This is a genomic window from Dyella jiangningensis (genome assembly GCF_003264855.1).
Lineage (GTDB): Bacteria > Pseudomonadota > Gammaproteobacteria > Xanthomonadales > Rhodanobacteraceae > Dyella > Dyella jiangningensis_C.
Genome location: NZ_NFZS01000004.1, coordinates 432,771 through 458,559, shown reverse-complemented (window position 1 = coordinate 458,559; position 25,789 = coordinate 432,771). Strand labels below are relative to the sequence as shown.

Here is a 25,789-nt window from a genome sequence, read left to right as displayed (position 1 = left end):
AAATCTTCACGCGTGACGTCCGCCGTCTTCTCCACTGCTCCCGATGCGGCACTGGAAGCCTTGTTCGTGCCCTTCGAAACCGGCGCGCTGGCTTGGCCGGCGGACGGGCGCGTGCTTTTCCTGCGGGCGCGCGACGGTTTCCGGCTGCGCGAAATGGCGCGGCCCGGCTGGGTCTGCGAGCAGAGTTTCAAGCCGTTCGCCGAGGCCCTGCAGCGCAGCGGGTTGCGCCTGGCCGAGCATGGCGATGCCGGGCGGTTTTCGCTGGTGATGTTGCTGCCGCCCCGGCAACGCGATGAAGCACGCGCCTTGTTCGCACAGGCCCTGGAGCGCGTCGCTCCCGGTGGCGTGGTGCTGGCCGCGGTGCCGAACGCGGAAGGCGCCAAGTCGGCCGAAGGCGATCTGATGCGCCTGGCCGGCGCGGTGCAGCAGCTTTCCAAGCACAAATGCCGGGTGTTCTGGACGTCGCCACTGCATGAGCGCGTCGATGGCGAATTGCTGGCTTCCTGGCGGGCATTCGATGCACCGCAACGCAACGACGCCGGCTATGTGAGCCGGCCCGGCCTGTTCGCCTGGGATCGCGTCGATGCCGCGTCTGCCTTGCTGGCCGATCATCTGCCGGCGGACCTCGCCGGCCACGTTGCCGATCTCGGCGCAGGCTACGGTTATCTCTCCACGCAGCTGATCCGGCGGTGCCCGGCCGTGACTGCCATCGACCTGTACGAAGCGGAAGCACGCGCGCTGGAGCCGGCTCGGCTCAACCTGGAAGACGCGCAGCGCGAATCCGACAGGCACGTGGAGGTGGCGTTGCATTGGCACGACGTCACCCAGGGCCTGGGCCATCGGTACGACGTCATCGTCAGCAATCCGCCGTTCCATCAAGGGCGCGAAGACCTGCCTGCGCTGGGACGCGCCTTCATCCAGACTGCCGCCGAAGCGCTGCGTCCGCACGGACGCCTCTGGCTGGTGGCGAACCGGCATCTCCCTTATGAGGCAACGCTCGCGTCACGTTTCGCCGATGTGCGCACCGTGACGGTGCAGGAAGGATTCAAGGTGATCGAAGCTCGCGGAGTGCACGCATGAAACTGGTGAAGCTGATTGCCAATCTTGGCTACGGCAGCCGCAAGGACGTGGCCATGATGTTCCGCGAAGGCCGTGTCACCGATCCGGACGGCGAAGTGCTCTACGCCGACGACAAGGTGCCCCACGAGCACATCCGCATCGACGACGAACCGCTCGATCCGCCGGCGGGCCTCGTGCTGATGATGAACAAGCCGCTGGGCGCCACCTGTTCGCGCAAGGATCAGGGACGCGTGGTGTATGACTTGTTGCCGCCACGCTACCGCGTGCGTGATCCGGCGCTGTCGACGGTGGGCCGGCTCGATCGCGATACGTCCGGGCTGTTGCTGTTCACCGATGACGGCGGCCTGCTGCATCGGATCATTTCGCCACGCGCGCAGGTGGCGAAGGTCTACGAAGCAACCCTGGCCAACGATCTCCGCGGCGACGAAGGCGCCGTGTTCGCCAGCGGCATGCTGATGCTCGAATCGGAAAAGGAACCGCTGGAGCCGGCCACGCTCGAAGTGCTGGAGCCGCGGCGCGCGCGATTGACCTTGACGGAGGGGCGCTACCACCAGGTGCGACGCATGTTCGCCGCCGTGGGCAATCACGTGGAGACGCTGGCGCGTGTCTCGGTGGGAGCGCTGACGCTGGGAGATCTTGCGGCGGGGCAATGGCGCGCGCTCGACCAGGACGATGTGGCGAAAATCTTTGCGCCGCCGTCGCGAGATTGAACGCGACGGTGTTCGCGATCGATCAACCGAACGGTTGATCGCGGCGTCGCGCGAGTTCGTCTTCCCTGCGCGAGTGCGCGCCGGGCTGCCAGGAAACCAGTCTGAACCTGGCGTCCTCCTGGGTGTGGGTTTTTCCAGCGTCCTGCGTGTCCCGATGAAGCATCCCTGCGACCAGCTGCATTCCGCGCTCGATGGCGGAACGGGCAAGAAGCATGTGCATGTTGTGTGGACTCCGGGCTGCCCCTGTGCAGCCGCGAGCTCATCTAATCATCTTCACGGGCGATACACAAATGCCAATCGTCACTGAATTCTTCCGTAAGTTTGCGGAATCAAAGGCCTTTTCTTCACATACGTGAAGGTCGATGACAGGTGCCGTTTGCAGGCAATGCCTTGCATGGCGAAGCTCGCGCGCCGATATAGCTACAGTCAGCTTTTACCCGGCAAGTCTCATTGCATATGCGATCTCTCCGCTTCGACAACCGCTTCATCCGTGAGCTTTCCGGCGACCCCGAGCAAGGTGCGCATCGGCGCCAGGTACTGGGCGCGTTGCATTCCTCCGTGCAACCGACGCCGGTAGCCGCGCCCCGCGTGGTTGCATGGTCGCGCGAGATGGCCAGCGCGCTTGGCCTGTCCGATGCGGACGTCGCCAGCGCCGAGTTCGCTCAGGTCTTCGGTGGCAATGTCCTGCTGGAAGGCATGCAGCCTTACGCCGCGAACTACGGCGGTCACCAGTTCGGCGTCTGGGCTGACCAGCTCGGCGACGGACGCGCCATTTCGCTCGGTGAAGTGCTCGGCGAGAGCGGCCGGCGCTGGGAACTGCAGCTCAAGGGGGCGGGCCCCACGCCGTATTCCCGCGGCGCCGATGGCCGCGCGGTGTTGCGTTCGTCCATCCGCGAATTCCTCTGCAGCGAGGCCATGCACCATCTGGGCGTGCCCACCACGCGCGCGTTGAGCCTGGTCGTCACCGGCGACACGGTGGTGCGCGACATGTTCTACGACGGGCATCCGCAGGAAGAGCCTGGCGCCATCGTCTGCCGCGTGTCGCCGTCGTTCATCCGCTTCGGCAACTTCGAACTGCCGGCCGCGCGAGGAGACCTCGCCCTGTTGAAGCAGCTGGTGGACTTCACCATCGCGCGTGATTTTCCGGGGCTCGATGGCGAGGGCGAAGCACTCTATGCGGAATGGTTCGCCCAGGTGTGCGAGCGCACCGCCGTGACGATGGCGCACTGGATGCGCGTGGGCTTCGTGCATGGCGTGATGAATACCGACAACATGTCCATTCTCGGGCTCACCATCGACTACGGCCCCTACGGCTGGATCGACAACTTCGACCCGGAGTGGACACCCAACACCACCGACGCCGGGCGTCGCCGCTATCGCTTCGGCCAGCAGCCCAACGTGGCATGGTGGAACCTGAGCCGGCTGGCGATGGCGCTGTCGCCGCTGTTCTCCGGCGTCGAGCTGCTGCAGGCGGGCCTGGATCGTTATGCTGCAGCGTACGCCGCCGCCGATCGCGAGAACGTGGCAGCCAAGCTCGGCTTCGCGGCATGTCGCGATGAGGATGTGGAGCTCATGCGCTCTCTGCACACGCTGCTTGCGGAAGCGAATGTCGACATGACGTTGTTCTTCCGTGCGCTCGCCGACGTGGATCCGCGGCAACCCGCGCTGGCACCGCTGCACGAGGCGTTCTACGACGAGGCGATGCGCGTGGCCGCGGAGCCCGCTTTCCTGGCATGGCTGACGCGTTACGCGGCGCGTGCCATCGATGATCCGCTGCAAGGAGAAGAACGGCGAGCACGCATGAACGCCGCCAACCCCCGCTACGTGTTGCGCAACTACCTCGCGCAGGAAGCGATCGATCGCGCCATGCAGGGCGACTACGCCGGCATCGATGAATTGCTGGATGTGATGCGCCGTCCTTACGACGATCAGCCGGGACGCGAACGTTTCGCGCGGAAGCGTCCCGACTGGGCGATGCACAAGGCCGGTTGTTCGATGCTCTCGTGCAGTTCCTAGTCAGTGTTGCCCTGGGTGCCGCTCAGTGCAGCGTGTTGGCGAGGAACTGACGCAGCTGCATGGGATTGAGCGCGCCGGCCTGGCGGCCGACCTCCCGGCCGCCACGCAGCACCAGCAACGTGGGAATGCTGCGGATGCCAAAGCGCTGCGCCAGCGCCGGCTGGGCCTCGGTATCCACCTTCGCGAGCCGCAGCTGTGGTTCCAGCGCACGTGCCGCCTCCGTGAACACAGGCGCGAAGTTGCGGCAGGGGCCGCACCAGGGCGCCCAGAAATCCACCACGACGGGCAGGTCGCCACGGCCGGCCACGGCGTCGAAGTTGCCTGAAGTCAGCTCCACCGGCTTGCCTTGGAACAAGGCCTGCTTGCAGCGGCCGCACACCGGATGTTCGCCGAGCCGTTCGGACGGCACGCGATTGAGCGCACTGCAATGGGGGCAGGGGATATCCAGCGTGGTGGACATGGCGGGCCTCGTGGCGAACACTCGATGTCGCGTCAGATGGTGATGGCGAGGCCCTGAAACAAGGTGGAGGGGAGCGGATGGATGGCGGTCGCGACCGGCGAGTCATGGCGCGCCTAGCGATGATCCTGGGCATCTGCTGGACGTCACCCAACAGCCTGCTGGGATTGTTGGCGGGCCTCGCATGCCTGCCGTGGGGCGCGCGGCCGCAATGGCGGCCCCGCGACTGCGCGCTGGTGTTCCGTCATATGCCGTGGCATGGCGTGGGCGGCGCGCTCACGCTCGGCAACATCATTCTCCACACCGGCGCGCAACTGGATGTGCCGTGCGCGACCTACGCCCATCGCGCCGGCCAAGGCGATGAGCCGTTCATTTCGCTGGCCGACCATGAGCGCGCGCACGTCTACCAGTACATGGTGCTGGGGCCGCTGTTCCTTCCGCTGTACGTGCTGCACGGTGGCATCAGCGCACGCAACCGGTTCGAGCGCGCCGCGGATCGCTACGCGCGTCGCGGCACGGGTTGGTGGCCCTGGTGCAAGCCCGATGGACTCAGAGCGGGTAGCGCACCGAGAGGTTGATGCTGTTGCACCAGTAGCCCGAACCGCCACCGTTGGCCGATGCCGCGGAACTGCGGCCCAGCTGCAGTTCCAGTCGCCCATTGCCTGGCAGCCGTCCGCTGAGCGAAGCACCGATCGTGTACACGCTGGCGCCCGCGCCGTCGGTCACCTGGCGACCCACGGCCGCCACGCCGCGCACCTTCCATTCCTGGCTGAGGCTGTACACGCCGACCAGGCCGACCTGTGCGGTGCGGTAGTTGGCCGGATTGAAGTACACGCCGTGGCTGGGCTGGCTGCTGTGGAAGATGCGCGCGGAAAACTCCGCGCCGATCGCGCCGCCGGTGTCGGGTATGTCGTAGGGGCTCAGCAGCACCTTCATCGTGCCGCCGTCGCGGTGATTGCCGTCGCTGAAATCCTGGCGGTAGTACGTCGGCACGACGTACCAGCGCGAGGCCGGACGCAGGCTGACGCCCACGCTGTAGACGTCGTAGATCAGGCGGTCGGCGATGGCCGTATCCGTCGGCACCGGCGCGCGTTCGGCACCCGTCGACAGGCTGAAGCTGTCGCTAGGTTGCAGCGTCCAGCGCGCGCTGCCCTGCAGGTAGTTCCAACTGCCGCTGCGCCCCGGACCGAGATCGAGATCGATGCGGTTGTCATCGCCCAGGTGCAATTCGCCGAGCAGGGAGAGATCGTCGAGGCGGCGCGACTGCAGGTCGTCTTCCACATGCGTGGTGCCAGCAGCGATGCCCCAGCGCTGCGTCCAGCCGTCATGCCCGGACGGGGCGAAGCGATAGGCGCCACCGACATGCCAGGTGTCCAGCCCGTCGCTGTCGTGGCTGTAGGCAAAGTCGCCTTGCAGCTGCGACGACAGCGCGAGGCGGATGTCGTCGCCGAGCAGGCGGTACTGCGTAGCGAGGTAGCCTTGTGTCGTCGGTGCGGGGGCCGCATCGAGATAGCTCTCGCCGCGATCTTCCCAGCCCAGCGACTGCGTGGCGCGCATCAGTTCCACCGTGGGACGCGTCTGGCCCATCGCGAAGGGCGCAACCAGCGCATAGGCGGCGCGCGGGTAATCCTGTGCGTTCAAGGCCTGCGCGAGGCCCGTGTCGGCCGCCTGGCGTGCAGGCGTGCCCGCGGCCTCCTGCTGCGCGATGCGGAACGCATCCGCCGCGGCGGGATACTGGCCCAGCCACAAGGTGGATTGGCCTAGCCCCATCGCGGCGGCGTAGCGGTCGTCGTGCGAGCCGCCGTCCTGCGCCAGCGCTGCAGCAAACAAGCTGCGCGCGCGTGCGGGCTGGTTGTCCGACAGCGCAGCCCGGCCTGCCTGGATATCGCTCGCGATCGAAGCGGTTTGCGCGTGCGCCGCTGGCAGCAGCAAGAGCGCGAGCAAGGGAAGCCGGCGGTTCATTTCGTTCCCCACCGCTTGCGCATCCTGAACAGCTCGGCCAGGTAGCCCATCACGCAGCCCGGCTGCAGCACCACGCCATAGAACAGCGTGTACATCATCAAGCCGAACGGATTGCGGCGGACCGTGAGGTTCTGCTCGCGGAACATGCGCGACTGGATCATGTACATCAGGTAATTCACCAGGCCGGCCATCGGCAGCACCAGCAGTGTCATCGGCCCGGCCAGCCAGTAGATGCCGAAGCAGGCGAGCAGCAGGCCGGGGATGAACACCAGCGTGTAGATCAGGTCCATGTACGGGAACAGCAGGTTCCACCAGATGAAGATCGTGCTCATGCGGCGATGGAACAGCAGGCCGCCGTGCGCCTTGAAGGCCTCGATGAGGCCGCGCGACCAGCGCTGGCGCTGGCGGATGAACTGGCGCAGCGTGGTGGGTGCATTGGTGAAGGTGATGGCGTCTTCGCAGTAGCCCACGCGGTGGCCGTCACGCAGGATGGCCCAGGTGAGCACGATGTCTTCGCCCACGCATTCGGGCCAGCCGCCGACCACGCGCAGGATGTCGGTGCGGTACAGCGAGAACGCGCCCTGCGCCACCAGGGTGCCCTGGAACAGGCTCTGCAGGCGCTTCACCGCGGCGATGCCGTGGAAGTAATCCCACTCCTGCATGCGCGTGACCAGGTTGACCCGCGAGTTGCGCACCAGCACGGCGCCGGCCACCGACGCGGTGTTCGGCGGATCGCTCAGGTAGCGCTCCACCAGCCGGCGCAGCGCGTTGCGATAGAGGTACGAATCGGCGTCGAGCGTGACCGTCAGCGGATACGAGGCGTGGCGCAGCCCGACATTCAGCGCCTTGGCCTTGCCGCCGTTGCACTTGAGGTCGATCACGTGCAGCCAGGGGAAGGACACGGTGCGCAGGCGGTCCATGGTGCCGTCGGTCGAGCCGTCGTTGATCACCATGACTTCGATCGGGCCGGGATATTCCTGCTGCGCGATGCTCGCGATGGTGGCGAGGATCGATTCTTCCTCGTTGAATGCGGCGACCAGCACGGTGATGCCGGGCAGGTCGGCATCCGAGAAATGCGAGCGGGGAGGACGGCGATCCAGCAGCAGTCCGACCACCAGGAAGGCGTTCATGAAGCCCGGCAGGATGGCGATGCCGAAGATCATCACGTGCGCGAGCGCCGAGCCCACTTCGCCGCTGAGCTCATGGATCCAGCGCTGCGCCAGCGAATACGAGAACGCGGCCCAGGCAAGGGAGAAGATCAACGTGAGCGCGAACTTCAGCCGCACCGAGACATACGAGCGGCGATGCACCTTGCTGTCGTTGGCGGCGGCCAGGGTGAGCGGAAGCGACTTTCCCCTCGCTGGCTGTTCCCGCCACTCTTCCGCATTGATGCTCATGGGTGCTCCGATCGTGTATTGACGCGCCGCAGGTACAAACCGTCCCTGCCCGCCGGTCGTTGCCCGGTAGGAGAGGCGCTCGTCCGGTCATGCCGGCTGGGCAGCCCTCGTCGACGTGGTGTATGGCCCTGTTCCCTTGCAGATGTCTTGGCAAGAGTCGTGCCATGGGGCGCCAGCCTCGCTGCGCCCGCAGATCCCATGTTTTAGGCATGCCAGGCGCTGCCTTTTGGCCCGGAAAGGCCGGCGCAAGGCGCTTCCGCGGGTTCTAGCGACGCCGTGGGTCAATGCATGACAAAAAAAGCCGCGGGCGACCCGCGGCTTTCGGTGAACGGGTGGAATGGCTCAGTGCCCGTTGTCGTCCTGCTTCTTGGGCTCCGGATGCGGCGCGGCTTTCTGCGCCGGCTTCTGGCCGCCATGGTTTTCGCCCTGCGGCGGTCGCTGTACGGGCTGCGCGGGTCGGGCGCCCGGGTTCGGCGCAGGCGGGCGGTGACCTTCCTCGGGCGGCGGGCGGTTGGCGCCGGGCTGCGGTCGATAGGCCGGCGAAGGCGGGCGGTTTTCCGGCGGACGATGCTCCGGCGCGCGGTCGGGCTGCGGCCGATAGCCGGCCGATGGCATGGGGCGTCCCTCCGGGGGCACCGAGGGGTGGACCGGAGGCGGCGGTGGGCGACCCGGTGCCGGAGCAGGGCGACCGCGGTCGTCACGGTCGCGATCGTGGTCGCCGCCGCGCCACCCCGGCGGGCGCGGCGGCGGACGGGATTCGATGGGGCGGCTGTACCAGCGGTCGCGCTCACGATAGAACGGCCGGTCCCGGTAGTAGCGGTCCCAATACACGCCGATGGAGAACGCAATGACGGGAATGCCGATGCGCGGGCCGTAGTCGGCGACGATCACGGGCTGGTTGTCGTACGTGTATTGCACGAACGTGCCCGCCACCCAGCCGCGCGTGCCCATCGTGATCACGTCGCACCACCTCCAGCCGTCCAGGCAACCCTGGATGGCAACCGGGGTGCCTGCAGGCAGTTCGGCGACGGGGGGATAGCCGATGTCGGGGCCGGCGTACAGGTCGACGTACGAGGTGATGACGCCGTTGGCGCCCTGTGCGGCTGCCGGGCCCGCAAGGGCCAACGAAAGCAGGAACGTCCAGTGATAGCGTCGCATCGAGGTCTCTCGTGGGTATGCGACCCGATCAGACCCCCGCTCATGAGAAGGCATCGTCAATCCCATGTAAGCGGTATGCCCCGCCTTCAGGAAGGAAAACGCTGCCGAAACGGATGATGGTCAGGCGATCTCCGCCAGTTGCCCCTGCACCTCGTTGATGGAGTTGCGGATGCGCTGGCTGAAGATCGAATCCTCGTGATGAATCATCACCAGCCGCTCGGTGCCGCGCGTCATCGCGACATACAGCAGGCGCGCTTCGTCGGCCTCGTCCTTGCCCGGCTTGGGCAGCGAACCGAGCCCGGGAATGATCACCAGCGGAAACTCCAGGCCCTTGCTGGAATGCATGGTGACGAGCTTCACGGTGTCTTCGACGACGAACAGCGAGCGCTTGCCGTTACCTTCCGCCAGGCGGCTGGGAATGCCTGCGCGCTGCAACGCTTCGTGCAGTTTTTCGCCTTCCCAGGCATTGCGGAAGATCACTGCCATGTCCGACAAGCGCCGGCCGTGGCCGTGCTCCTGGCGCAAGCGATCGATGATGGCCGGCAACTGGTCTTCCTGTCGCTCCACGCGGATCAGTTCCGGCAGCGCGCCACGCCGGCCCGCGCTTTGCGGCGCGATCAGCGGCACGCTGTCGTCGTCTTCGCTGCGTTCGAGCAGGAGTTCGTTGGCGAAGCCGCGCGCCACCGAGAGGATCTCCAGCGTGTTGCGGTAATTGAGCTTGAGGATGGTGGTGCGGCCTTGCGCCTGCACGCCCAGGCTTTTCCAGCTGATCTTCTTGCGGTTGGCCTGGCCGTAGATGTTCTGTGCGTCGTCGTACAGCACCAGCAGCGAGTTGGTGTTGGGATCGATCATCTGCACGATCAGCTTGTACCACTCCGGTTCGAAGTCGTGGCCTTCGTCGATCAGCACCGCGCCGTACTGGAAACGGGGGATCTGCCCGCGATCCACGCCCTCGATCACCGCCGGCGGCAGTTCCTCCGCGAAGCGCGGACCCTCGGGCGGCAGCGGCACGTGGTAGGCCGTGAGCATGCTGCGGCACCACGTGTGGAAGTTGTAGACCTGCACCTTGTCGCTGAGGCCACGCTCGCCCATCAATTGTTCGAGACGCGCGGCCAGCGTCGTGTTGTAGCAGAGCACCAGGATCGGCTTGGACAGCGCGCGCGCCAGCTCCATCGCGCGAAAGCCCAGGATCATCGTCTTGCCCGACCCGGCCACGCCGTGAATGATGCGATGCTCGTCGCCCAGCGAACGCGCGAGCAGTTCCTGCTGCGCGTCCATCACCTTGATGAGGTCGGGCACTTCCACCTTGGTCACGCTGGCGCGATCGCTGGACGCAAAGAGGCCGAACTGGCCTTCGCCCGGTTCCACGCGGATGTCCGGGAAAAGATGCCAGCGCACGCGATCGATCTGCGGCAGCGTGAGCGCGGTGGGAAATACCTGCGGGAACATCGCCCACAACCGTTCCTGGAACGCTTCGGACTCCACCGATTCGTACATCTCGTCCTGGCAGATCACCAGGTGCGCGGGAATCACCGCGTCGAGCTCACCCGCCTCGAACTGCTTGCGGCTGATGTTGGCCAGCACCACGCCGTAGCCCCATGGCATCAGCAGTTGGCCTTCGTACGCATGGCCGGGCGGATAGCGCAGCGCGGGGTCGTGCTGCAGCACCTTGTAGATCTCGTTGGCGCAATCGCGCGCCTGCATCAGCGGATTGTGTTCCTTCACGCTGCTGCTGCCGGTGAGCAGGGTGAACAGCGTGCGGTCGGCCTGCTGGATGGTGCCGGGCTTCCAGTCCTTCACTTCCAGCACGAGCAGGCCGCGGCGCGGGTGGAACACGATGAAGTCGGGGCAGCGCTGCTTGGGGCCGATCGGCACGTCGTACCACAGCAGGTAGTCCTCCTCGAGCTTCTGTTCCAGCCGTTCGGACAGCCGCTTCTCGCCGCTGGTCATGCGGGAAAGACAGCTGTTTCGGGAAGGAATGAGTGTCGCCATCACGGCCCCTGGGCGTTCCGATGCGGCGACGTTAGCGGATCGCGGCCGACTGTCAATTCTGGCGGGCCGGGGCTCGGATTTTCTCCAAGACGCCGGGAGGCGGCCGGCGTAAGGTCCATCGCACGCCTTTCGCCCTCACGGAGTCCCACGATGAGCACGTATCCCCCGCCGATCGTCCATGAGTTGTTTCCCTATCTGCGCGTGCGCGGCGCAAGCGCCGCCATCGACTACTACCAGCGCGCCTTCGGGGCGCGATTGCGGCTTCGCCTCGACGAACCGGGCACGGGCAGGGTAGGGCATGCGGAGCTGGAGCTGGGCTCGGCGGTGCTGATGGTGTCCGACGAATATCCCGAATGCGACATCCTCGGGCCCGAGAGCGTGGGCGGCACCAGCGTCTCCATCCACCTGCATGTCGACAACGCCGACAACGCGTTGGCGCGAGCGGTGGCCGCGGGCGGCACGCTGATACGCCCGGCGCAGGACGCGTTCTACGGCGAACGGGGCGGCACGGTGCGCGATCCGTTTGGTCATGAGTGGTTGATCGGCCACAGCATCGAGGACGTGAGCCCCGAAGAAATGCAGCGCCGCTATGATGCGCTCATGGCCGAGGGCTGACGCGGGGCCAGTGCTGCAGCGTATCGCTCGCCACGCCGACACGCGCGCAGGCCCGCGCCGCGATGCCATCGTGCAATGCCGCGCGGAAGATCGGCGCCACCGACCATAGCGCCCGCGATGCCAGCCGCGCCTGCGCCTGCTGCAGCGGCGTGCGTTCGAGCAGCGTCGTGGCCCATGCCGGCAGCAGGGCGGCGCCGGCCTGCAGGAACACATCGCGCGACAACCCCGCCGCCGGCACTGGCAGGTGCACGCGCGAAAGCACGTCGAGCACTTCGCGGGAGCGGTGGTCGAAACGCAGTTGCCGCTGCACGCCGTGGAAATACGCGGTCACCTGTGCTTCGGAAGCAGGCACGTCCTTCGCACCCAGCGCTTCGGCCACGCATCGTACTTCGTCGTAGTAGCGATCGGCGGCGCCGGCGGGCAGCGATGCATGGCTGTAGCGTCGATAGCCCTGGAGGAAGCTGTATGCCTCGGTCACATGCACCCAGGTCAGCAGTACCGGATCGTCGGCGGCATAGGGACGTCCATCCTCGGTCTGGCCATGGACCTGCGCGTGGATGGCCTTCACCCGGTCGATCAGCTGCTGTGCCTGCTCGCGCGGCGCATACGTCGTGCCGCTGACGAAGGAGGTGGTGCGACGCAGCCTTCCGACCAGGTCGTCGCGAAAGTTGGAGTGGTCCCACACGCCGGCCAGCGCGAGCGGATGCAACGTCTGCAGCATCAGTGCCGCGAGGCCGCCGGCGAGCATGCCGGGAAAGTCGGCATGCACGCGCCAGGTGGCGCTGTCTGGCCCGAACAGGCCGGGGTCGCCGAGGGGCTGGTCGTAATCGACGTGACCGCCGCCGCCGCGCGGAAAGGCGCTCAGTACCCAGCGACGGATGGGTTCGCGCGCGGGCCGTGAGAGCAGCTTCCATGGCGTGATCATGGAGGAAGTGTATCGCTTGGTTTCAAATGCATCCTTTGCATGCGCGAAAAAGCTGTGTTATCTCTTCTCGCCATGACCCACACCACCGCCCGCCAGTATTTTTGGTTTTACGGCTATCCGATGCCGCTGGCGGAGGGTCGGTCGCGAATGTCCTAAGACTTCGACACCAGAACCCAAAAAGGCCGCCAGCCACCACTGGCGGCCTTTTTCTTGGGCCGCGAGTGGAAACCCCCGACCAGGAGACCACCGTGAACCCTTCCACCGACGACCTGCGCATTCGCGCTATCACACGGCTCAGCACGCCCGCCGACGTGATGCGCGATTTCCCCATGAGCGGGCGCGCGGCCGGCACCGTGAGCGCATCGCGCGAGGCCTTGCACCGCATCCTCAACGGCGATGACGACCGGGTGGCCGTGGTCATCGGGCCGTGCTCGATCCACGACACGGCGGCCGCGCTCGAGTACGCCGAACGCCTCGCCGAGCAGCGCCAGCGCCATGCGGAGGAGCTGGAAATCGTCATGCGCGTGTATTTCGAAAAGCCGCGCACCACCGTGGGCTGGAAGGGGCTGATCAACGACCCGGACCTGGACGGCAGCTTCCAGATCGACAAGGGCCTGCGGATGGCGCGCGGCCTGCTGCGCGACATCAACGAACTCGGCGTGCCGGCCGGTTGTGAGTTCCTCGACATGATCACGCCGCAATACATCGCCGACCTGGTGGCCTGGGGCGCGATCGGTGCACGCACCACGGAGAGCCAGGTGCATCGCGAGCTTGCATCCGGGCTTTCCTGCCCGGTGGGTTTCAAGAACGGCACCGATGGCAACGTGAAGATCGCAGTGGATGCCGTGCAGGCAGCGTCGCAGCCCCACCATTTCATGGCGGTGACGAAGGACGGCCAGACGGCCATCGCCGCGACTACCGGCAACACGGACTGCCATGTGATCCTGCGCGGCGGCAAGACGCCCAACTACGATGCAGCCAATGTCGACGCGGCCTGCAAGGCGATCGGCGGCGCGGGCCTCGACAGCCGCGTGATGATCGACGCCAGTCATGCGAACAGCAGCAAACAGCCGGAAAACCAGCCGCGCGTGATCGAGGACATCGCGGTGCAGCTGGCAGGCGGTGAACGGCGCATCGTCGGCGTGATGGTCGAGAGCCATCTCGTTGGCGGCCGCCAGGAGCTGGTTGCGGATCAGCCGTTGCGCTATGGCCAGAGCATCACCGACGGTTGCATCGATTGGGATGCGTCGGTGGACGTGCTGGAACGGCTGGCGCAGGCCGTGCGTGAACGGCGGGCGTTGCAGCGCGCCGCGTCACGTCCGGTGCGTCTGGCGGCCGGGTGCTGAGGCACGCCTCGGCTGTATCGCGGGCGGAGGTGTCCTTGCCGTGAAATGCGCGAGGCGCGGTTCACGGTCGAACATTCGTGCGGTGGCGAGGATGGCAGGCGCCGCTTGCCGCGTCACGACGCCGAGTTCAGCTTTCCAGTTGGGCGTCCAGATTGATCTGTGCCTTCAGCACCTTCGACACCGGACAGCCCGCCTTGGTGGCTTGCGCGACCTTGTCGAATGCCTGAGCGTCGATGCCAGGAACACTCGCCCTGCAGGTCAGGTCCACGGTGGTGATGGCAAAGCCGTCGCCATCCTTGTCGAGCGTGACGACGGCCTTGGTTTCGATGTGCTTGGCGACGAATCCCGCCTGTTCCAGCCCCAACGCGAGCGCCATGCTGAAGCAGCCGGCATGTGCGGCGCCCAGCAGTTCTTCCGGGTTCGTCCCCGGGCCGTCTTCGAAGCGTGAACGAAAACCGTAGGGCGCATCACGCAGCACGCCGGTGGCCGTGGAGATCGTGCCGGTGCCTTCCTTCAGGCCGCCGGCCCAGGCGGCGGACGCTGTCCTCTTCATGGTGGTGCCTCGCGCAGTGACCGGTTGCTTGGTGAGTGTGCCCATCCGCTCATGCAAGAAACGCGAACGGCGACAACCGTAACCTTCACGCGCGGTTTGCCGTGCGATGCATTACGCTGCGCGCCATCGTTTCATCAGGGTGAGTGTTTCATGCAGGCCGAGATCAACCACAACCCAAGGACGCACCGTTTCGAGACCAAGGTCGACGGTGTCCCTTGCGTATTGGATTACACCTTGATCGATGGCGTCATGACGATCACGCACACCATCGTGCCCTCGGCGGTCGGCGGCCGTGGCATTGCTTCCAACCTGGTGCGAACCGCGCTCGACATGGCGCGTGCGGAGCATTGGAAGGTCGATCCTGCCTGTTCCTATTCCGAAATCTGGATGACGCGCCATCCGGAGTACCAGGACCTGCATATCTGAGCGGTTCGCAAAACGGCATTAAGATGCGCCATGCCCGCTGCCGGGCCATGGGAGAGACCGTCTTGATCGTCAGCCGCTCGTTGCCCGTCGGGGCCTATGCATGAATACGCCCACCGGAAATGCGCCGTCGCCCGGCAGGCGAGTCCACTTCCGCATGTTGCGCGCCCGCCCGCGGCTGGCCGCTTCCACGGCGTTTTTCCTGGCGACCTGGCTGGTGCTGTGGCTTGCCTTCCACATGAAACCGGCCAAGGCGCTGCTGCTCGGATTCGACTTGGGCGTACTGGTGTATCTCATTGCACTGGCGAGGTTGTTCGGGCGCTGCTCGACCATGGAGATGATGCGGGGCCAGGCGCGTCGGCAGGACACCGGGCGCTGGGGCGTGCTGTGGACGGCATTGGGCCTAATCGGCGTCGTCGCGGTGGCGCTCACCACCGAACTGGGCGCCGCGCACGGCGGCGGCGTGCAGGGCCTGGTGATCGCCGCGAGCAGCATCGTGCTGTCGTGGCTGTTCCTCAACATCATGTTCGCCATGCATTACGCACATGGCTATTACGGCGATTTCGGCAAGAAGCACGAAGGCCTTGAGTTCCCGGGCACGCCGCAGCCCGACTACTGGGACTTCGCTTACTTCGCCATCGTGATCGGCATGACCTTTCAGGTCTCGGACGTGCAGATCACCAGCCGTTATCTGCGTCGCGTGGCGCTTATGCACAGCGTGATCGCGTTCTTCTTCAACGTGTTCATCATCGCGATCAGCGTGAATATCGCCGCCGGCCTGGTGGCCTGATCGCCGCGCTTGTCCGGCCGTGGCCGGACGAGCGTCGAAGGGCTTTCTCAGTCGCGGAAGTTGTCGAACTGCAGCGGCAGTTCCACGTCGGCCTTGCGCAGCACGCCCATGGCCAGCTGCAGGTCGTCGCGCTTCTTGCCGGTCACGCGCAGCTTGTCGCCGTTGATCTGCGCCTCGACCTTGAGCTTGGCTTCCTTCAACGCGGCCACCAGCTTCTTGGCAATCGGTTGCTCGATGCCCTGCTTGACGGTGACCTTCTGGCGGGAGCCGCCCAGGTTGGTTTCCGGGTCGCCCACTTCCAGCGCGCGGATGTCGATCTTCCGCGTGGTCAGTCGGCCGCGCAGGATGTCCAGCATCTGCTGCAACTGGAATTCGCTGGGTGCGGTCTGCGTGATGACGAAGTCGTCCAGCGTGAACTTGGCGTCGGTGCCCTTGAAGTCGAAGCGGCTGGTCAACTCGCGGTTGGCCTGGTCCACGGCATTGGTCAGCTCGTGCTTGTCGACTTCGGAAACTACGTCAAAAGAGGGCATGGCGGCCGTCCCGTATGCGATGGAAAGCCGAAGTTTAAGCGATATGGCCTCGGCTGGCGGATAATGCGCGGCTTGCAATGGGAGCAGGCCATGACGGCGGTGCGTGCGTGAAAGTGGATGTCTTGGTCATCGGCGCCGGTGCCGCCGGGCTCATGTGCGCCATGGTGGCCGGCCAGCGCGGGCGCTCGGTGCTGGTGGTGGATCACGCCAACAAGGTCGGCAAGAAGATCCTGATGTCGGGCGGTGGCCGCTGCAATTTCACCAACATGGGCGTGACGCCGTCGTGTTATCTCTCGGGCAACCCGCACTTCGCCAAGTCGGCATTGGCGCGCTACACGCCGTGGGATTTCATCGCGATGGTGGAAAAGCACCGCATCGCCTACCACGAGAAGGAGCTCGGCCAGCTCTTCTGTGACGAATCCTCCAAGCTGATCGTGCGCATGCTGCTGGATGAATGCGCGCAGGCCGGCGTGCGCATCGAAGCGAGTTGTGGTGTGACGCGCGCGCAGCGCACGGAAGAGGGTTTCAACGTTCTTACCGCCCATGGCGAAGTGCATGCGCAGTCGCTGGTGGTCGCCACGGGCGGGCTGTCCATTCCCAGCATGGGCGCAACGGGTTTCGGCTATGAGCTGGCCCGGCAGTTCGGCCACAACGTGCTGCCTACACGCGCGGGGCTGGTGCCGTTGACGCTCAGTGGAAAACACCAGGAGCGTTATCAGGATCTCTCCGGCGTCGCGTTGCCCGTTGTCGAAGCGCGCGTAGGAAAACGCAGTTTTCGCGCCGGCATGCTGTTCACGCATCGCGGCATCAGCGGGCCGGCCATCCTGCAGATTTCCTCGTACTGGCAGCCGGGCGATGACCTGCGCATCGATCTGTTGCCCGAAGCGGATGCCGGCGCCTGGTTGCAGGAACAGCGCGTGGCCCGTCCGGCGGCCGAGTTGAAGAACGTGCTTGCCGACCTGCTGCCGCGACGCCTCGCGCAGCGCCTGTGCGAGCTGTGGTTCGAAAGCAGGCCCATGCGCCAGTACCGCGAAGCGGAACTCGCGCAGATCGGCGCGCAACTGCACGACTGGCCCATCGTCGCCAGCGGCACCGAGGGCTACCGCACGGCGGAAGTCACCCTGGGTGGCGTCGATACCGATGGTCTGTCGTCGTCGACCCTGCAATCGAAACTGGTTCCGGGTCTGTTCTTCATTGGTGAAGTGGTGGACGTCACCGGTTGGCTGGGCGGTTACAACTTCCAGTGGGCATGGGCATCGGGCCACGCGGCAGGTGAAGTGGTCTGATTTCGCATGAGCTGAACGCGCGCCGTGATCCACTGGCGGCGCTGCAGAACGTGGAGAAGAACACATGAAAGTCGGTTTCATCGGCCTCGGCGCCATGGGCAGTGCCATGGCGAGCAACCTCATCAAGGCCGGCCACGAGGTAACGGTATGGAACCGTTCGCCGGGCCCCACCGAGCCGCTGGCATCGCTGGGCGCCAAAGTGGTGAAGACTGCAGATCGTGCCGTGCTCGGCGACGCGCTGTTCAGCATGCTGGCCAACGACCAGGCCGTGCGCGATGTCTTCCTTGCAGGCAGGCTGCTCGACGCGATGGACAAGGGCATCGTGCATGTCAATCACGCCACCATCTCGGTGGCGCTCGCCAAGGAGCTGGCGGCAGAACACGCCAAGCGCGGCATCGACTATGTCGCCGCTCCCGTCTTCGGACGTCCGGATGTGGCCGCGGCCGGCAAGCTCAACATCGTTGCCGCCGGCAGGCCGGGCGTGATCGAGCGCGTGCGGCCGCTGCTGGAAACCATGGGCAGCCGCATCTGGCCGCTGGGCGATGCGCCCGAACGCGCCAACGTCGTGAAGATCGCCGGCAACTTCATGCTGGGTGCCGCCATCGAGAGCATGGCCGAAGCATCGGCGCTCACGCGCGCCCATGGCGTCAGCGCGGCTGACTTTCTCGAAGTGATGACCAGCACGCTGTTTGCGTCGCCGGCCTTCCAGGGCTATGCAAAGCTGATCGCCGAACAACGCTACACGCCGGCCGGGTTCGCCTTGCCGCTGGGCTACAAGGACATCGGCCTGGCCTTGTCCGCCGCCGACGCCACGCGTGTACCGCTACCGCTGGCCAGCCTGCTGCACGACAGCCTGCTGGAGGCGCTGTCGGCGGGCGACGAGGACGTGGATTGGTCGATCATGGCTCAGGTCGCCGCGCGGCGCGCGCATCTGGACGAGCGCAAGCTGTAACAAACGCTCTCATGTAGGAGCGCACCCAGTGCGCGATAAGCCTGCGAAGCGGATGACTACCCAGCGCCGCGGTCGCGCACTGGGTGCGCTCCTACAGACGTGGTTTCGCCTGCCTGCGCCGCGTCAACCAACGATCCAGCTGGTTCGCGAACGCCTGCTTGTCGCGCGGATGGAATGCCGCCGGGCCGCCCGTGTCGATGCCGGCGCCGCGCAATTCATCCATGAAATTGCGCATGCCAAGGCGCTGCGCGATGGTGTCGGCGGTGTACAGCTCGCCGCGTGGATGCATGGCGAGCGCGCCCTTGGCGATCACGGCGGCGGCCAGGGGAATGTCCTGCGTGACCACCAGGTCGTCCGCGGCCACGCGTTCCACGATCTCGTTGTCGGCCACATCGAAGCCGCCGGGCACCTGGATGGCGCGCACGTACTTCGAAGGCGGAGTGCGCAGCCACTGGTTGGCCACCAGCGTCACCGATACCTGCTCGCGCTCGGCGGCGCGAAACAGCACTTCCTTGATGGCCGCCGGACAGGCGTCCGCATCCACCCAGATCTGCGCGGCGGGATTCACGCCGCGCCGTTCCAGTGCAGCGTGCCGTCGATGATGGTGTTGGTGCGCCCGCCGATCCACACGACATCACCGTCGATGCGTACGGCGAGGCTGGCGTCGTGGCCGATCTCGCGGCCCTGGCTCACCATGTAGCCGCCGGCGAGCGGGCCATGTGGCTCGGCGTGGGCAATGTAGGCAGCAATCAGGCCATTGGCGGCGCCGGAGGCGGGGTCTTCCACGATGCCGACGCCGGCCGGGAAGGCGCGCACCACCAGCGGGTAGTCGGGGTGTGAGCTGCGCGCGAACACGCAAAGACCCAGGCTGTCGGTGGCGTGCGCCAACGCGCCGATCGCCGAATGATCCGGCTGCCAGTGGCGCAGGGAGGCCTCGTCGGCGCACTCGGCCAGCCACCAGTGGCGTCCACCGGCGACGTAGGCCGGCGGCAGGGCGCCAAGGCCGATGCCACCTAGCGCCGCCTGCAGCAGCGGATGGGCGTCCAGGCCGGTCTTTTCCACCACGGCGTGCGGCGATTTCAGCAACAGCTGGCGATCCTCACCGCTGCCCTCGACGCGGATGGGCAGCACGCCCGCACCGCATTCCTGCCACAGCACGCCATTCACGGGCGCAGCCAGGCCGCACAGCAGCACGGCATGCGCGCTGCCGATGCTGGGATGCCCGGCAAAGGGAATTTCCTTGTGCGGCGTGAAGATACGCACGCGGTAGCTCGCGTCGGATTGGCTCGGCGGGAGCAGGAAGGTGGTCTCGACCAGGTTGGTCCAGCGGGCGAAGGCTTGCATGCGGGCATCGCTCCAGCCGGTGGCGTCGGTGACGACACCCAGGTGGTTGCCGCCGCCAGGCGTGGCGGCAAAGACGTCCAGATGCAGGTAACGGATCGACATGGGGAGGGGGCCTGCAGGCGTGGGGAAAACGCGCGAAGCCGCGAATGATAGTGCGGAAAGGCAGGCCGTGCGCGGCGTCCGGCGCGCAGGCGGTGTCGACAAGCCGGGCGCGCGCGGCCAAGATGCGGGCTCTTTGTCCCGATGATTCTCACGGAAACCGCATGATCACCCTGGCCATCATTGCCATCACCTGCATCGTGTCCTTCATGGCGTTCAACAACGTCCGCCTCATGAACGACCTGATCCTGTGGCCGCCGGCCATCACGCGGCATCGCGAGTATCACCGGCTGGTGACCTACGGCGTGGTGCATGCGGATTTCAACCACCTGCTGTTCAACATGATCACGCTGTTCTTCTTCGGCCGCTCGATGGAGGGCTTCTATACGGCGCGGCTGGGCATGCTGGGCTTCGCCCTGTTCTACATCGTGGCGATGGTGGTTTCGATCCTGCCGACCTATCTCAAGAACCGGCGAAACCCGAACTATCGCAGCCTGGGCGCGTCGGGTGCGGTATCCGCCGTGTTGTTCGCCTACATCCTGCTGGCGCCGTGGTCACGCATCATCGTGTTCGTGGTGCCGATGCCGGCCATCATCTACGCGGTGCTTTACCTGGCCTATTCGATCTACATGGATCGCCGTGCGCAGGACAACGTCAATCACAGCGCGCACCTGTGGGGCGCCGCGTTCGGTGTGGCGTTCACGCTGCTGCTGCGGCCCGAAGTGTTCTCGTATTTCCTGTCGCAGCTTGCGCAGCCGCGCTTCTGAGCGGACGACTCGCGGAGTTGCTCACATCGGATACATCTTCGCGGTGCTAATGCTCGTTTTGCCTGGCGAGCAGGGCGTCGGGCACTCTCGACAACCGCAGGAGTGAAGACGCATGGCAACGACGCGCAAGCCGGCCGCGAAGAAATCCTCGGCCAGGAAAGCAGCCACCCGCAAAAGCACCCGCAAGACCGCCACCGGCAAGAGCGCCGCACGCAAGGCGCCTGCCAAGAAAGTGACCTCCCGAAAGACGGCCGCCCGGAAATCCTCCGCGCGAAAGACCACTGCCAAGAAAGCCACGCCCAGGAAAACCGCTGCCCGCAAGACGACGGCGCGCAAGAGCGCCACCCGCAAGACGGCAGCCAAGACCTCCGCCCGCAAATCCACGGCCAAGCGGCCAGCAACGCGCAAGACCACCGCCGCCAGGAAGACGGCGAAGAAGACCGTGCGCAAGACGGCGCGCAAGGCCGCGGCGAAAAAGACCCCGGCAAAAAAGGCCGCGACACGCAAGACCGCCGCGACCAAGGCCACGACGCGCAAGACCGCGCCGCGCCGAGCACACAAGACGGCGGCACCGAAGCGGGTTGTACGTCCGCGGGCGGCGTCACCGCGCAAGGCGGCCAAGAAACAGCTGACGCCGCAGGAAGCGGCCGCGCACATCCAGGCCCTGCTCGAAGCGAAGCAGGAGCGCGTGAAACAAGGCCCGACGTGGCCCGGCGCCGATCAGCCGCCTTCCAGCGACACCGGCAACCAGGGCAATGGCAACTCCGGCATGGGCGTGTCCAGCGAAGCGGTCTACGGTCACATCCGGCAGCCTCCCGAACGCGGCGGCAACGGCTGAACCGGTGCCGGAAACCGTCGTTCGCAAGCGCATGGCTGGGCGGCCCGTGCCTCCCGGCCGTGCGAAAAGCGCATTCAGCACGCACTTAATCGATCGGGTCCAGAGTGGAGTCATCTACCCGTGAGGTGATGGTCATGAAACGCGTGCTTGCCGGTGTTGCCCTCGCGGTCGCCACCGCGGCGTTATCCGGTTGTTATTACGATCCTGGCTACAGCTACGTGCGCCCCGTGGCGACGTATGGCGATGCCTATTACGGCAGTGGCGTCACCTACAGCGCTGCGCCGGGCTACTACTACCCGAGCTACGGTTATTACGGCTATGGATATGGCTGCTGCTACGGCCCTGCCGTGAGCGTCGGCATCGGCGGCGTGTGGTACGGCGGTCATTCGCACTACTACAACCATGGCGGCTACTACGGTCACGGTGGTTACTACGGCCACGGCGGTTACTACGGCGGCCATGGCGGCTATTCCGGACACGGCAATTGGCATGGCAACCGTGGCAGCTGGAACGGCAACCACGGCCACTGAAGTCAGGGCACAATCGCGGCATGAGGTTGTCTACCTGCATGCCGCCAACCCACGCACTGTTCAGGCCCATCGCTCTGGCGATGGGCCTCATGCTTTCTGGCTGCGGCACGGTGGGCTATTACGCGCATGTCGCCGAAGGGCAGGGCGAGTTGGTGCTGCACCGCCGAGACATCGCCGAGGTGGTTGCCGATCCCTCCACGGACCCCGCCGTGAAGCGGCGCCTGGCGCTGGCGCAACAGGCGCGCCGGTTTGCCACGACGGCGCTCGCCCTGCCGGATAACCGCAGCTACACCAGTTACGTCCAGCTCGATCGCCCCTACGTGGTATGGAACGTGTTCGCCACGCCGCGCTATTCGGTGGCGCCGGTGACGCACTGCTTCCTGTTCGCCGGTTGCGTGGCCTACCGCGGCTACTTTTCGCATGACAGGGCGAAGCAGGAGGCGGCACGGCTCGAGGCCAAAGGCGACGATGTCTACGTCGGCGGCGTTCCCGCCTATTCCACGCTCGGATGGTTCGCCGATCCCATCCTCAGCAGCATGATGCGCTGGGACGACGACGAGCTGGCCGGCACGATCTTTCACGAACTGGCCCACCAGCTGGTTTACGTCAAGGACGACAGCGCGTTCAACGAGTCCTTCGCCACCTTCGTGCAGGAGGAGGGGCTGCGCCAGTGGCGACAGTCGCGAGGCATGGCGCCGCAGGACGCGCGAAGCAAGGCGATGGATGACGGTTTCACGCAACAGGTGCTGGACCTGCGCGATCGCCTGAAGAGGCTGTACGCCAGCGGTGTCGACGCGTCCGCCATGGAAGCCGGCAAGCAGCGTGAGATCGCCGATTTCCGCGCGCATTACGCGCAGTGGCGTGCGAAGAACTGGCCGGACGATCATCGTTACGATGCGTGGGTGGCTGCACCGATCAACAACGCGCGGCTGCTGCCGTTCGGGCTCTACGACCGCTGGACGCCGGCCTTCGCCACGCTGTTCCGGCAGGCCGAAGGGCAGTGGCCCGCGTTCTACACCAACGTGCGGGCGCTCTCGCGGCTGCCCGCGGCGCAGCGTGAGCAGGCCCTGCAGCAACGGCTCGCCGCCAGCGGTGAACCTTAAGGCAACACTGACGAAGTATTGCCGTCGTCCCACGGGACTAGCTTCGCGTCGTCACCCGCCCCGTCTGTTCGCAGGCCACAGGGCCGTTGGCGCACGCGGGCAGCGGCCATGGATGGCCGCAGCCTTGAGGAGCGAGGAAGGCAGACTGGCCGTCTGTCGAGCCAGCGGACCGAAGGCGTGCGGACAGACAGGGCGGGCCCAGCCGGTTGAATTTTCAATGATGGGTGATGTCTGGAAGGCCCGCCTACCGTGCCGCGCGGCTTGGCAAGACGGCCAGTCTTCCCGGCGCCACGCGACACAGCCGGCGAGCCTTCCAGACATCATGACGACGGCAATACTTAGTCAGTGTTGCCTTAAGGCGATGTGGGATGCGCTTTGCGCCCGCTCATATGGCGCAGGTAGGCAAGCAGCTCATCGAGCTCCGCATCCGAAAGCGCCTGGCGGTCGAAGCCCGGCATCCGCGCCTGCGGCCAGTGCCTGAGCGATTGCGGGTCGCGGATGTAGGCGCGGAGCAGGTCTTCCCGCAGGTACTCGGTGGGATTGTGCGGAATGTTGAGATCAGGGCCCAGCCGGGCTTCGCCCTGGCCGTTGAGCGTGTGGCAGGCGAAGCAGGTGCGCTGGAACACGGCAAAACCCTTGCGGACCGCTCCGTCGGGTTTCAGCGCCAGATCGGGCACGATGCCCGGGAAGCGTTCCGCCACGGGTGCGAGGCGACGGATGGCGGCCAGCTGGAACGGCCACTGTTCCGGCCCGATGCGCATGGCCTGCGGGTCGGTCCACACCACGTAGAACGGGCCTGCAACCTTGTTCTCGGCGAGCGGCGGCCACGGGCGGGCGGGTTCTTCGACAGCCAGCCACGCTTCCGAGCCATGCGCCTGCAGGATCGTCGTGGCGGGGATCTCGGCGGCGAAGCCGTCGGAGGCCACGAACAGCAGCGCATCCTCCGGTCTCGCGCCCTGCAGCAAGGCCTTCAATGGCACGGCGCGGTAGCGCATGGCGCGCTTGAACGACACATCGTCGGGAATGTCGATCGTGCGGGCGTCGCCGCGGGCCAGCAGCTGCTCCGTGCGGTAGGTGCGCGCGCCATGGCCAAGGTCGACAGTCAGCTCGGCGGCGCGCAGGGGCAGGGCCACGCAGAGGGCGAGCATGCACAGGCGGCGGAGCAGGGCAGGCATCGGAGTTTTCCCAAGGGCAAGGGCGCCGATTGTAGGCGGCTCCGCCAGCTTGCCAAAAGCTGAACGAATCCACGGGGACGCTTGAACTAGGTCCCCGCGGCCCACACTAACCAACCGTATCGCCGTGACGGCGACAGGAAGTGGTGCAGCTTCGTCGTGCCACTGGGGGGTCGGTCCCATTTCCCCCTCTTTGTTAGGACCGGCCTGACAAAACCCCGGTAGCCCCTCCCCTGGCTACCGGGGTTTTTATTTGCCTGCGTGACCCGTGCGCTCGCGCCACCGGCATCCGGAGCGGGATAATCCAACCCTTCCCCCGCGCCGCGCGAGCGACCGATGATCGTTTCCTCCCTGCTCGACACCGACCTGTACAAGTTCTCCATGATGCAGGTGGTGCTGCACCACTATCCGGCCGCCCAGGTCGAGTACAAGTTCAAGTGCCGCAACCCCGGCATCGACCTGGTGCCGTATATCGACGAGATCCGCGCCGAACTGCACCAGCTGTGCTCGCTGCGCTTCACGCCGAAGGAACTGGACTACCTGCGCAGCTGGCGTTTCATCAAGAGCGACTTCGTCGATTTCCTGGGACTGTTCCAGCTCAATGCCAAGTACGTCGACATTCAGCCCGCGCAGGCCGGACGGGGCGAGATCGAGATCCGCATCCGTGGCCCCTGGCTGCACACCATCCTGTTCGAAGTGCCGCTGCTGGCGATCATCAACGAGGTGTATTTCCGCAATACCCGGCCGGGTCTGGATCTCGGTGAAGGGCGTCGGCGACTGCGCGACAAGATCGCCCTGCTACGCGATACCGATGGTTTTGCGGGCTGCAAGATCGCCGATTACGGCACGCGCCGGCGTTTTTCGCGCCGATGGCACGAGGAAGTGGTGACCGCGCTGCGCGACGGCCTGGGCGAACAGTTCGCCGGGACCAGCAACGTATGGCTGGCGTGGAAGCTCGGCCTGACGCCGCTGGGCACGCTGGCGCACGAGTATCTGCAGGCGCACCAGGCCCTCGGCCCTCGCCTGCGCGACTCGCAGGTGGCGGCGCTGGAAACCTGGGCCCGCGAATACCGCGGCGACCTGGGCATCGCGCTGTCGGACGTCTACGGACTGAGCGCGTTCCTGCGCGATTTCGACATGTACTTCTGCAAGCTGTTCGACGGCACGCGGCACGACTCGGGCGATCCGTTCGCCTGGGGCGAGCGCGTGCTGGCGCACTACCGTGCGAACCGCGTGGACCCGCGCACCAAGATCCTGGTGTTCAGCGACGGCCTGGACATTCCCAAGGTGATGGCGCTGTACAAGCACTTCCATGGCCGTTGCCAGCTGGCCTTCGGCGTCGGCACCAATCTCACCAACGACGTAGGGCCGGAGGCGCTGCAGATCGTCATCAAGATGATCCGCTGCAACGGCCAGCCGGTGGCGAAGATCAGCGACTCGCCGGGCAAGAACATGTGCGAGGACAGTGCCTATGTGGCCTACCTGCGGCAGGTCTTCGAGATTCCCGTAGAGCCTGATCGGGCGACAGCGGTTGCCTGAGCTGGGCGGGCGTCTTCCCCTGTAGGAGCCCACCCATTGGGCGACCGCGGCGTTGCGGCTTCACCGCTCCGTTGGCTTGTCGCGCACTGGGTGCGCTCCTACAGGTAAAGCGAGGCGCAGCTCTATTTCTGTAGGAGCCCACCCAGTGGGCGACCGCGGCGAGACGGTTTCACCGCTCCGTTGGCTGATCGCGCACTGGGTGCGC

The 25,789-nt window shown here is 66.1% G+C and carries 27 protein-coding genes; 15 read left to right on the top strand and 12 right to left on the bottom strand.

Annotated features, from left to right (window positions below; translation table 11 throughout):
* The first annotated feature begins 12 nt into the window (after nt 1–12).
* Together CA260_RS14675 and CA260_RS14670 are read left to right on the top strand one after the other, a co-directional pair.
* Nucleotides 13–1,080: a class I SAM-dependent methyltransferase gene (locus CA260_RS14675; protein ID WP_111983797.1), complete on the top strand. Its 1,068-nt coding sequence runs from the start codon at nt 13–15 to the stop codon at nt 1,078–1,080.
* Complete coding sequence (locus CA260_RS14670; RefSeq protein WP_111983796.1) at nt 1,077–1,790, top strand: pseudouridine synthase; 714 nt, start codon at nt 1,077–1,079, stop codon at nt 1,788–1,790. The genes CA260_RS14675 and CA260_RS14670 overlap by 4 nt, the downstream gene beginning before the upstream one ends.
* Nucleotides 1,791–1,812: 22 nt before the next feature.
* On the opposite strand, the gene CA260_RS14665 is transcribed toward CA260_RS14670, so the two are convergent.
* The gene (locus CA260_RS14665; RefSeq protein WP_111983795.1) at nt 1,813–2,010 is read right to left on the bottom strand and encodes a hypothetical protein; all 198 of its coding nucleotides are present in this window, start codon (nt 2,008–2,010) and stop codon (nt 1,813–1,815) included.
* A 236-nt stretch (nt 2,011–2,246) separates the two neighbouring features.
* On the opposite strand from CA260_RS14665, the gene CA260_RS14660 reads away from it, so the two are divergent.
* Entirely contained in the window at nt 2,247–3,806 is a 1,560-nt protein-coding gene (locus CA260_RS14660) for a protein adenylyltransferase SelO (RefSeq protein WP_111983794.1), read from the top strand.
* Nucleotides 3,807–3,828: 22 nt separating this feature from the next.
* On the opposite strand, the gene trxC is transcribed toward CA260_RS14660, so the two are convergent.
* Nucleotides 3,829–4,266 (bottom strand): thioredoxin TrxC, encoded by a 438-nt coding sequence (trxC, locus tag CA260_RS14655; RefSeq protein WP_111983793.1) that lies wholly within the window; start codon nt 4,264–4,266, stop codon nt 3,829–3,831.
* A 104-nt stretch (nt 4,267–4,370) separates the two neighbouring features.
* Between trxC and CA260_RS14650 the strand changes: the two genes are divergently transcribed.
* Nucleotides 4,371–4,841 (top strand): hypothetical protein, encoded by a 471-nt coding sequence (locus CA260_RS14650; protein ID WP_238149773.1) that lies wholly within the window; start codon nt 4,371–4,373, stop codon nt 4,839–4,841.
* Here CA260_RS14650 and CA260_RS14645 read toward each other — a convergent pair.
* From CA260_RS14645 to CA260_RS14630, 4 genes are all read right to left on the bottom strand, one after another.
* A complete protein-coding gene (locus CA260_RS14645; protein WP_111983791.1) occupies nt 4,813–6,225 on the bottom strand; it encodes a tetratricopeptide repeat protein in 1,413 nt (470 codons plus the stop codon). The genes CA260_RS14650 and CA260_RS14645 overlap by 29 nt on opposite strands.
* The gene (locus CA260_RS14640; RefSeq protein WP_111983790.1) at nt 6,222–7,622 is read right to left on the bottom strand and encodes a glycosyltransferase; all 1,401 of its coding nucleotides are present in this window, start codon (nt 7,620–7,622) and stop codon (nt 6,222–6,224) included. Before CA260_RS14640 ends, CA260_RS14645 begins: the two co-directional genes overlap by 4 nt.
* A gap of 342 nt (nt 7,623–7,964) precedes the next feature.
* Nucleotides 7,965–8,780 carry an SH3 domain-containing protein gene (locus CA260_RS14635; protein ID WP_172461861.1) on the bottom strand — a complete coding sequence of 272 codons (816 nt, stop codon included), beginning with the start codon at nt 8,778–8,780 and terminating at the stop codon, nt 7,965–7,967.
* Between the two features lie 120 nt (nt 8,781–8,900).
* A complete protein-coding gene (locus tag CA260_RS14630) occupies nt 8,901–10,772 on the bottom strand; it encodes a 3'-5' exonuclease (RefSeq protein ID WP_111983788.1) in 1,872 nt (623 codons plus the stop codon).
* Between the two features lie 150 nt (nt 10,773–10,922).
* Here CA260_RS14630 and CA260_RS14625 point away from each other — a divergent pair, with 150 nt between their 5' ends.
* A complete protein-coding gene (locus CA260_RS14625; protein WP_111983787.1) occupies nt 10,923–11,387 on the top strand; it encodes a VOC family protein in 465 nt (154 codons plus the stop codon).
* Here CA260_RS14625 and CA260_RS14620 read toward each other — a convergent pair.
* Nucleotides 11,371–12,312: an oxygenase MpaB family protein gene (locus CA260_RS14620; protein WP_111983786.1), complete on the bottom strand. Its 942-nt coding sequence runs from the start codon at nt 12,310–12,312 to the stop codon at nt 11,371–11,373. The genes CA260_RS14625 and CA260_RS14620 overlap by 17 nt on opposite strands.
* 248 nt (nt 12,313–12,560) lie before the next feature.
* On the opposite strand from CA260_RS14620, the gene CA260_RS14615 reads away from it, so the two are divergent.
* A complete protein-coding gene (locus CA260_RS14615; RefSeq protein WP_111983785.1) occupies nt 12,561–13,658 on the top strand; it encodes a 3-deoxy-7-phosphoheptulonate synthase in 1,098 nt (365 codons plus the stop codon).
* A 127-nt stretch (nt 13,659–13,785) separates the two neighbouring features.
* Here the strand turns inward: CA260_RS14615 and CA260_RS14610 are convergent, their stop codons facing one another.
* Nucleotides 13,786–14,211 (bottom strand): OsmC family protein, encoded by a 426-nt coding sequence (locus CA260_RS14610; protein ID WP_111984401.1) that lies wholly within the window; start codon nt 14,209–14,211, stop codon nt 13,786–13,788.
* A gap of 150 nt (nt 14,212–14,361) precedes the next feature.
* On the opposite strand from CA260_RS14610, the gene CA260_RS14605 reads away from it, so the two are divergent.
* Both CA260_RS14605 and CA260_RS14600 read left to right on the top strand, forming a co-directional pair.
* The gene (locus CA260_RS14605; RefSeq protein WP_111983784.1) at nt 14,362–14,637 is read left to right on the top strand and encodes a GNAT family N-acetyltransferase; all 276 of its coding nucleotides are present in this window, start codon (nt 14,362–14,364) and stop codon (nt 14,635–14,637) included.
* A 100-nt stretch (nt 14,638–14,737) separates the two neighbouring features.
* On the top strand, nt 14,738–15,424 hold the full coding sequence (locus CA260_RS14600) for a DUF1345 domain-containing protein (protein ID WP_111983783.1): 687 nt from the start codon (nt 14,738–14,740) through the stop codon (nt 15,422–15,424).
* Nucleotides 15,425–15,471: 47 nt separating this feature from the next.
* Here CA260_RS14600 and CA260_RS14595 read toward each other — a convergent pair whose 3' ends face one another.
* Nucleotides 15,472–15,954: a YajQ family cyclic di-GMP-binding protein gene (locus CA260_RS14595; protein ID WP_111983782.1), complete on the bottom strand. Its 483-nt coding sequence runs from the start codon at nt 15,952–15,954 to the stop codon at nt 15,472–15,474.
* A 107-nt stretch (nt 15,955–16,061) separates the two neighbouring features.
* Here CA260_RS14595 and CA260_RS14590 point away from each other — a divergent pair, with 107 nt between their 5' ends.
* Nucleotides 16,062–17,240 (top strand): NAD(P)/FAD-dependent oxidoreductase, encoded by a 1,179-nt coding sequence (locus CA260_RS14590; RefSeq protein WP_238149772.1) that lies wholly within the window; start codon nt 16,062–16,064, stop codon nt 17,238–17,240.
* A 64-nt stretch (nt 17,241–17,304) separates the two neighbouring features.
* Nucleotides 17,305–18,192, top strand: coding sequence for an NAD(P)-dependent oxidoreductase (locus CA260_RS14585; protein WP_111983780.1), 888 nt, complete (start codon nt 17,305–17,307; stop codon nt 18,190–18,192).
* Nucleotides 18,193–18,283: 91 nt separating this feature from the next.
* Here CA260_RS14585 and CA260_RS14580 read toward each other — a convergent pair whose 3' ends face one another.
* On the bottom strand, nt 18,284–18,760 hold the full coding sequence (locus tag CA260_RS14580; RefSeq protein ID WP_111983779.1) for a YaiI/YqxD family protein: 477 nt from the start codon (nt 18,758–18,760) through the stop codon (nt 18,284–18,286).
* A complete protein-coding gene (locus tag CA260_RS14575; RefSeq protein WP_111983778.1) occupies nt 18,757–19,638 on the bottom strand; it encodes a PhzF family phenazine biosynthesis protein in 882 nt (293 codons plus the stop codon). Before CA260_RS14575 ends, CA260_RS14580 begins: the two co-directional genes overlap by 4 nt.
* 161 nt (nt 19,639–19,799) lie before the next feature.
* Here CA260_RS14575 and CA260_RS14570 point away from each other — a divergent pair, with 161 nt between their 5' ends.
* The 4 genes from CA260_RS14570 to CA260_RS14555 all read left to right on the top strand — a co-directional run bounded on the left by CA260_RS14570 (nt 19,800) and on the right by CA260_RS14555 (nt 22,873).
* Nucleotides 19,800–20,402 (top strand): rhomboid family intramembrane serine protease, encoded by a 603-nt coding sequence (locus tag CA260_RS14570; RefSeq protein WP_111983777.1) that lies wholly within the window; start codon nt 19,800–19,802, stop codon nt 20,400–20,402.
* A gap of 112 nt (nt 20,403–20,514) precedes the next feature.
* Entirely contained in the window at nt 20,515–21,240 is a 726-nt protein-coding gene (locus CA260_RS14565; protein ID WP_111983776.1) for a histone H1-like repetitive region-containing protein, read from the top strand.
* A 134-nt stretch (nt 21,241–21,374) separates the two neighbouring features.
* Nucleotides 21,375–21,770 (top strand): hypothetical protein, encoded by a 396-nt coding sequence (locus CA260_RS14560; protein ID WP_111984400.1) that lies wholly within the window; start codon nt 21,375–21,377, stop codon nt 21,768–21,770.
* An 80-nt stretch (nt 21,771–21,850) separates the two neighbouring features.
* Nucleotides 21,851–22,873, top strand: coding sequence for an aminopeptidase (locus tag CA260_RS14555; protein ID WP_111984399.1), 1,023 nt, complete (start codon nt 21,851–21,853; stop codon nt 22,871–22,873).
* A 353-nt stretch (nt 22,874–23,226) separates the two neighbouring features.
* Here the strand turns inward: CA260_RS14555 and CA260_RS14550 are convergent, their stop codons facing one another.
* A complete protein-coding gene (locus CA260_RS14550; protein ID WP_111983775.1) occupies nt 23,227–24,048 on the bottom strand; it encodes a cytochrome c in 822 nt (273 codons plus the stop codon).
* 333 nt (nt 24,049–24,381) lie between these two features.
* On the opposite strand from CA260_RS14550, the gene pncB reads away from it, so the two are divergent.
* A complete protein-coding gene (pncB, locus tag CA260_RS14545) occupies nt 24,382–25,584 on the top strand; it encodes a nicotinate phosphoribosyltransferase (protein ID WP_111983774.1) in 1,203 nt (400 codons plus the stop codon).
* The last annotated feature ends 205 nt before the right edge of the window (nt 25,585–25,789 follow it).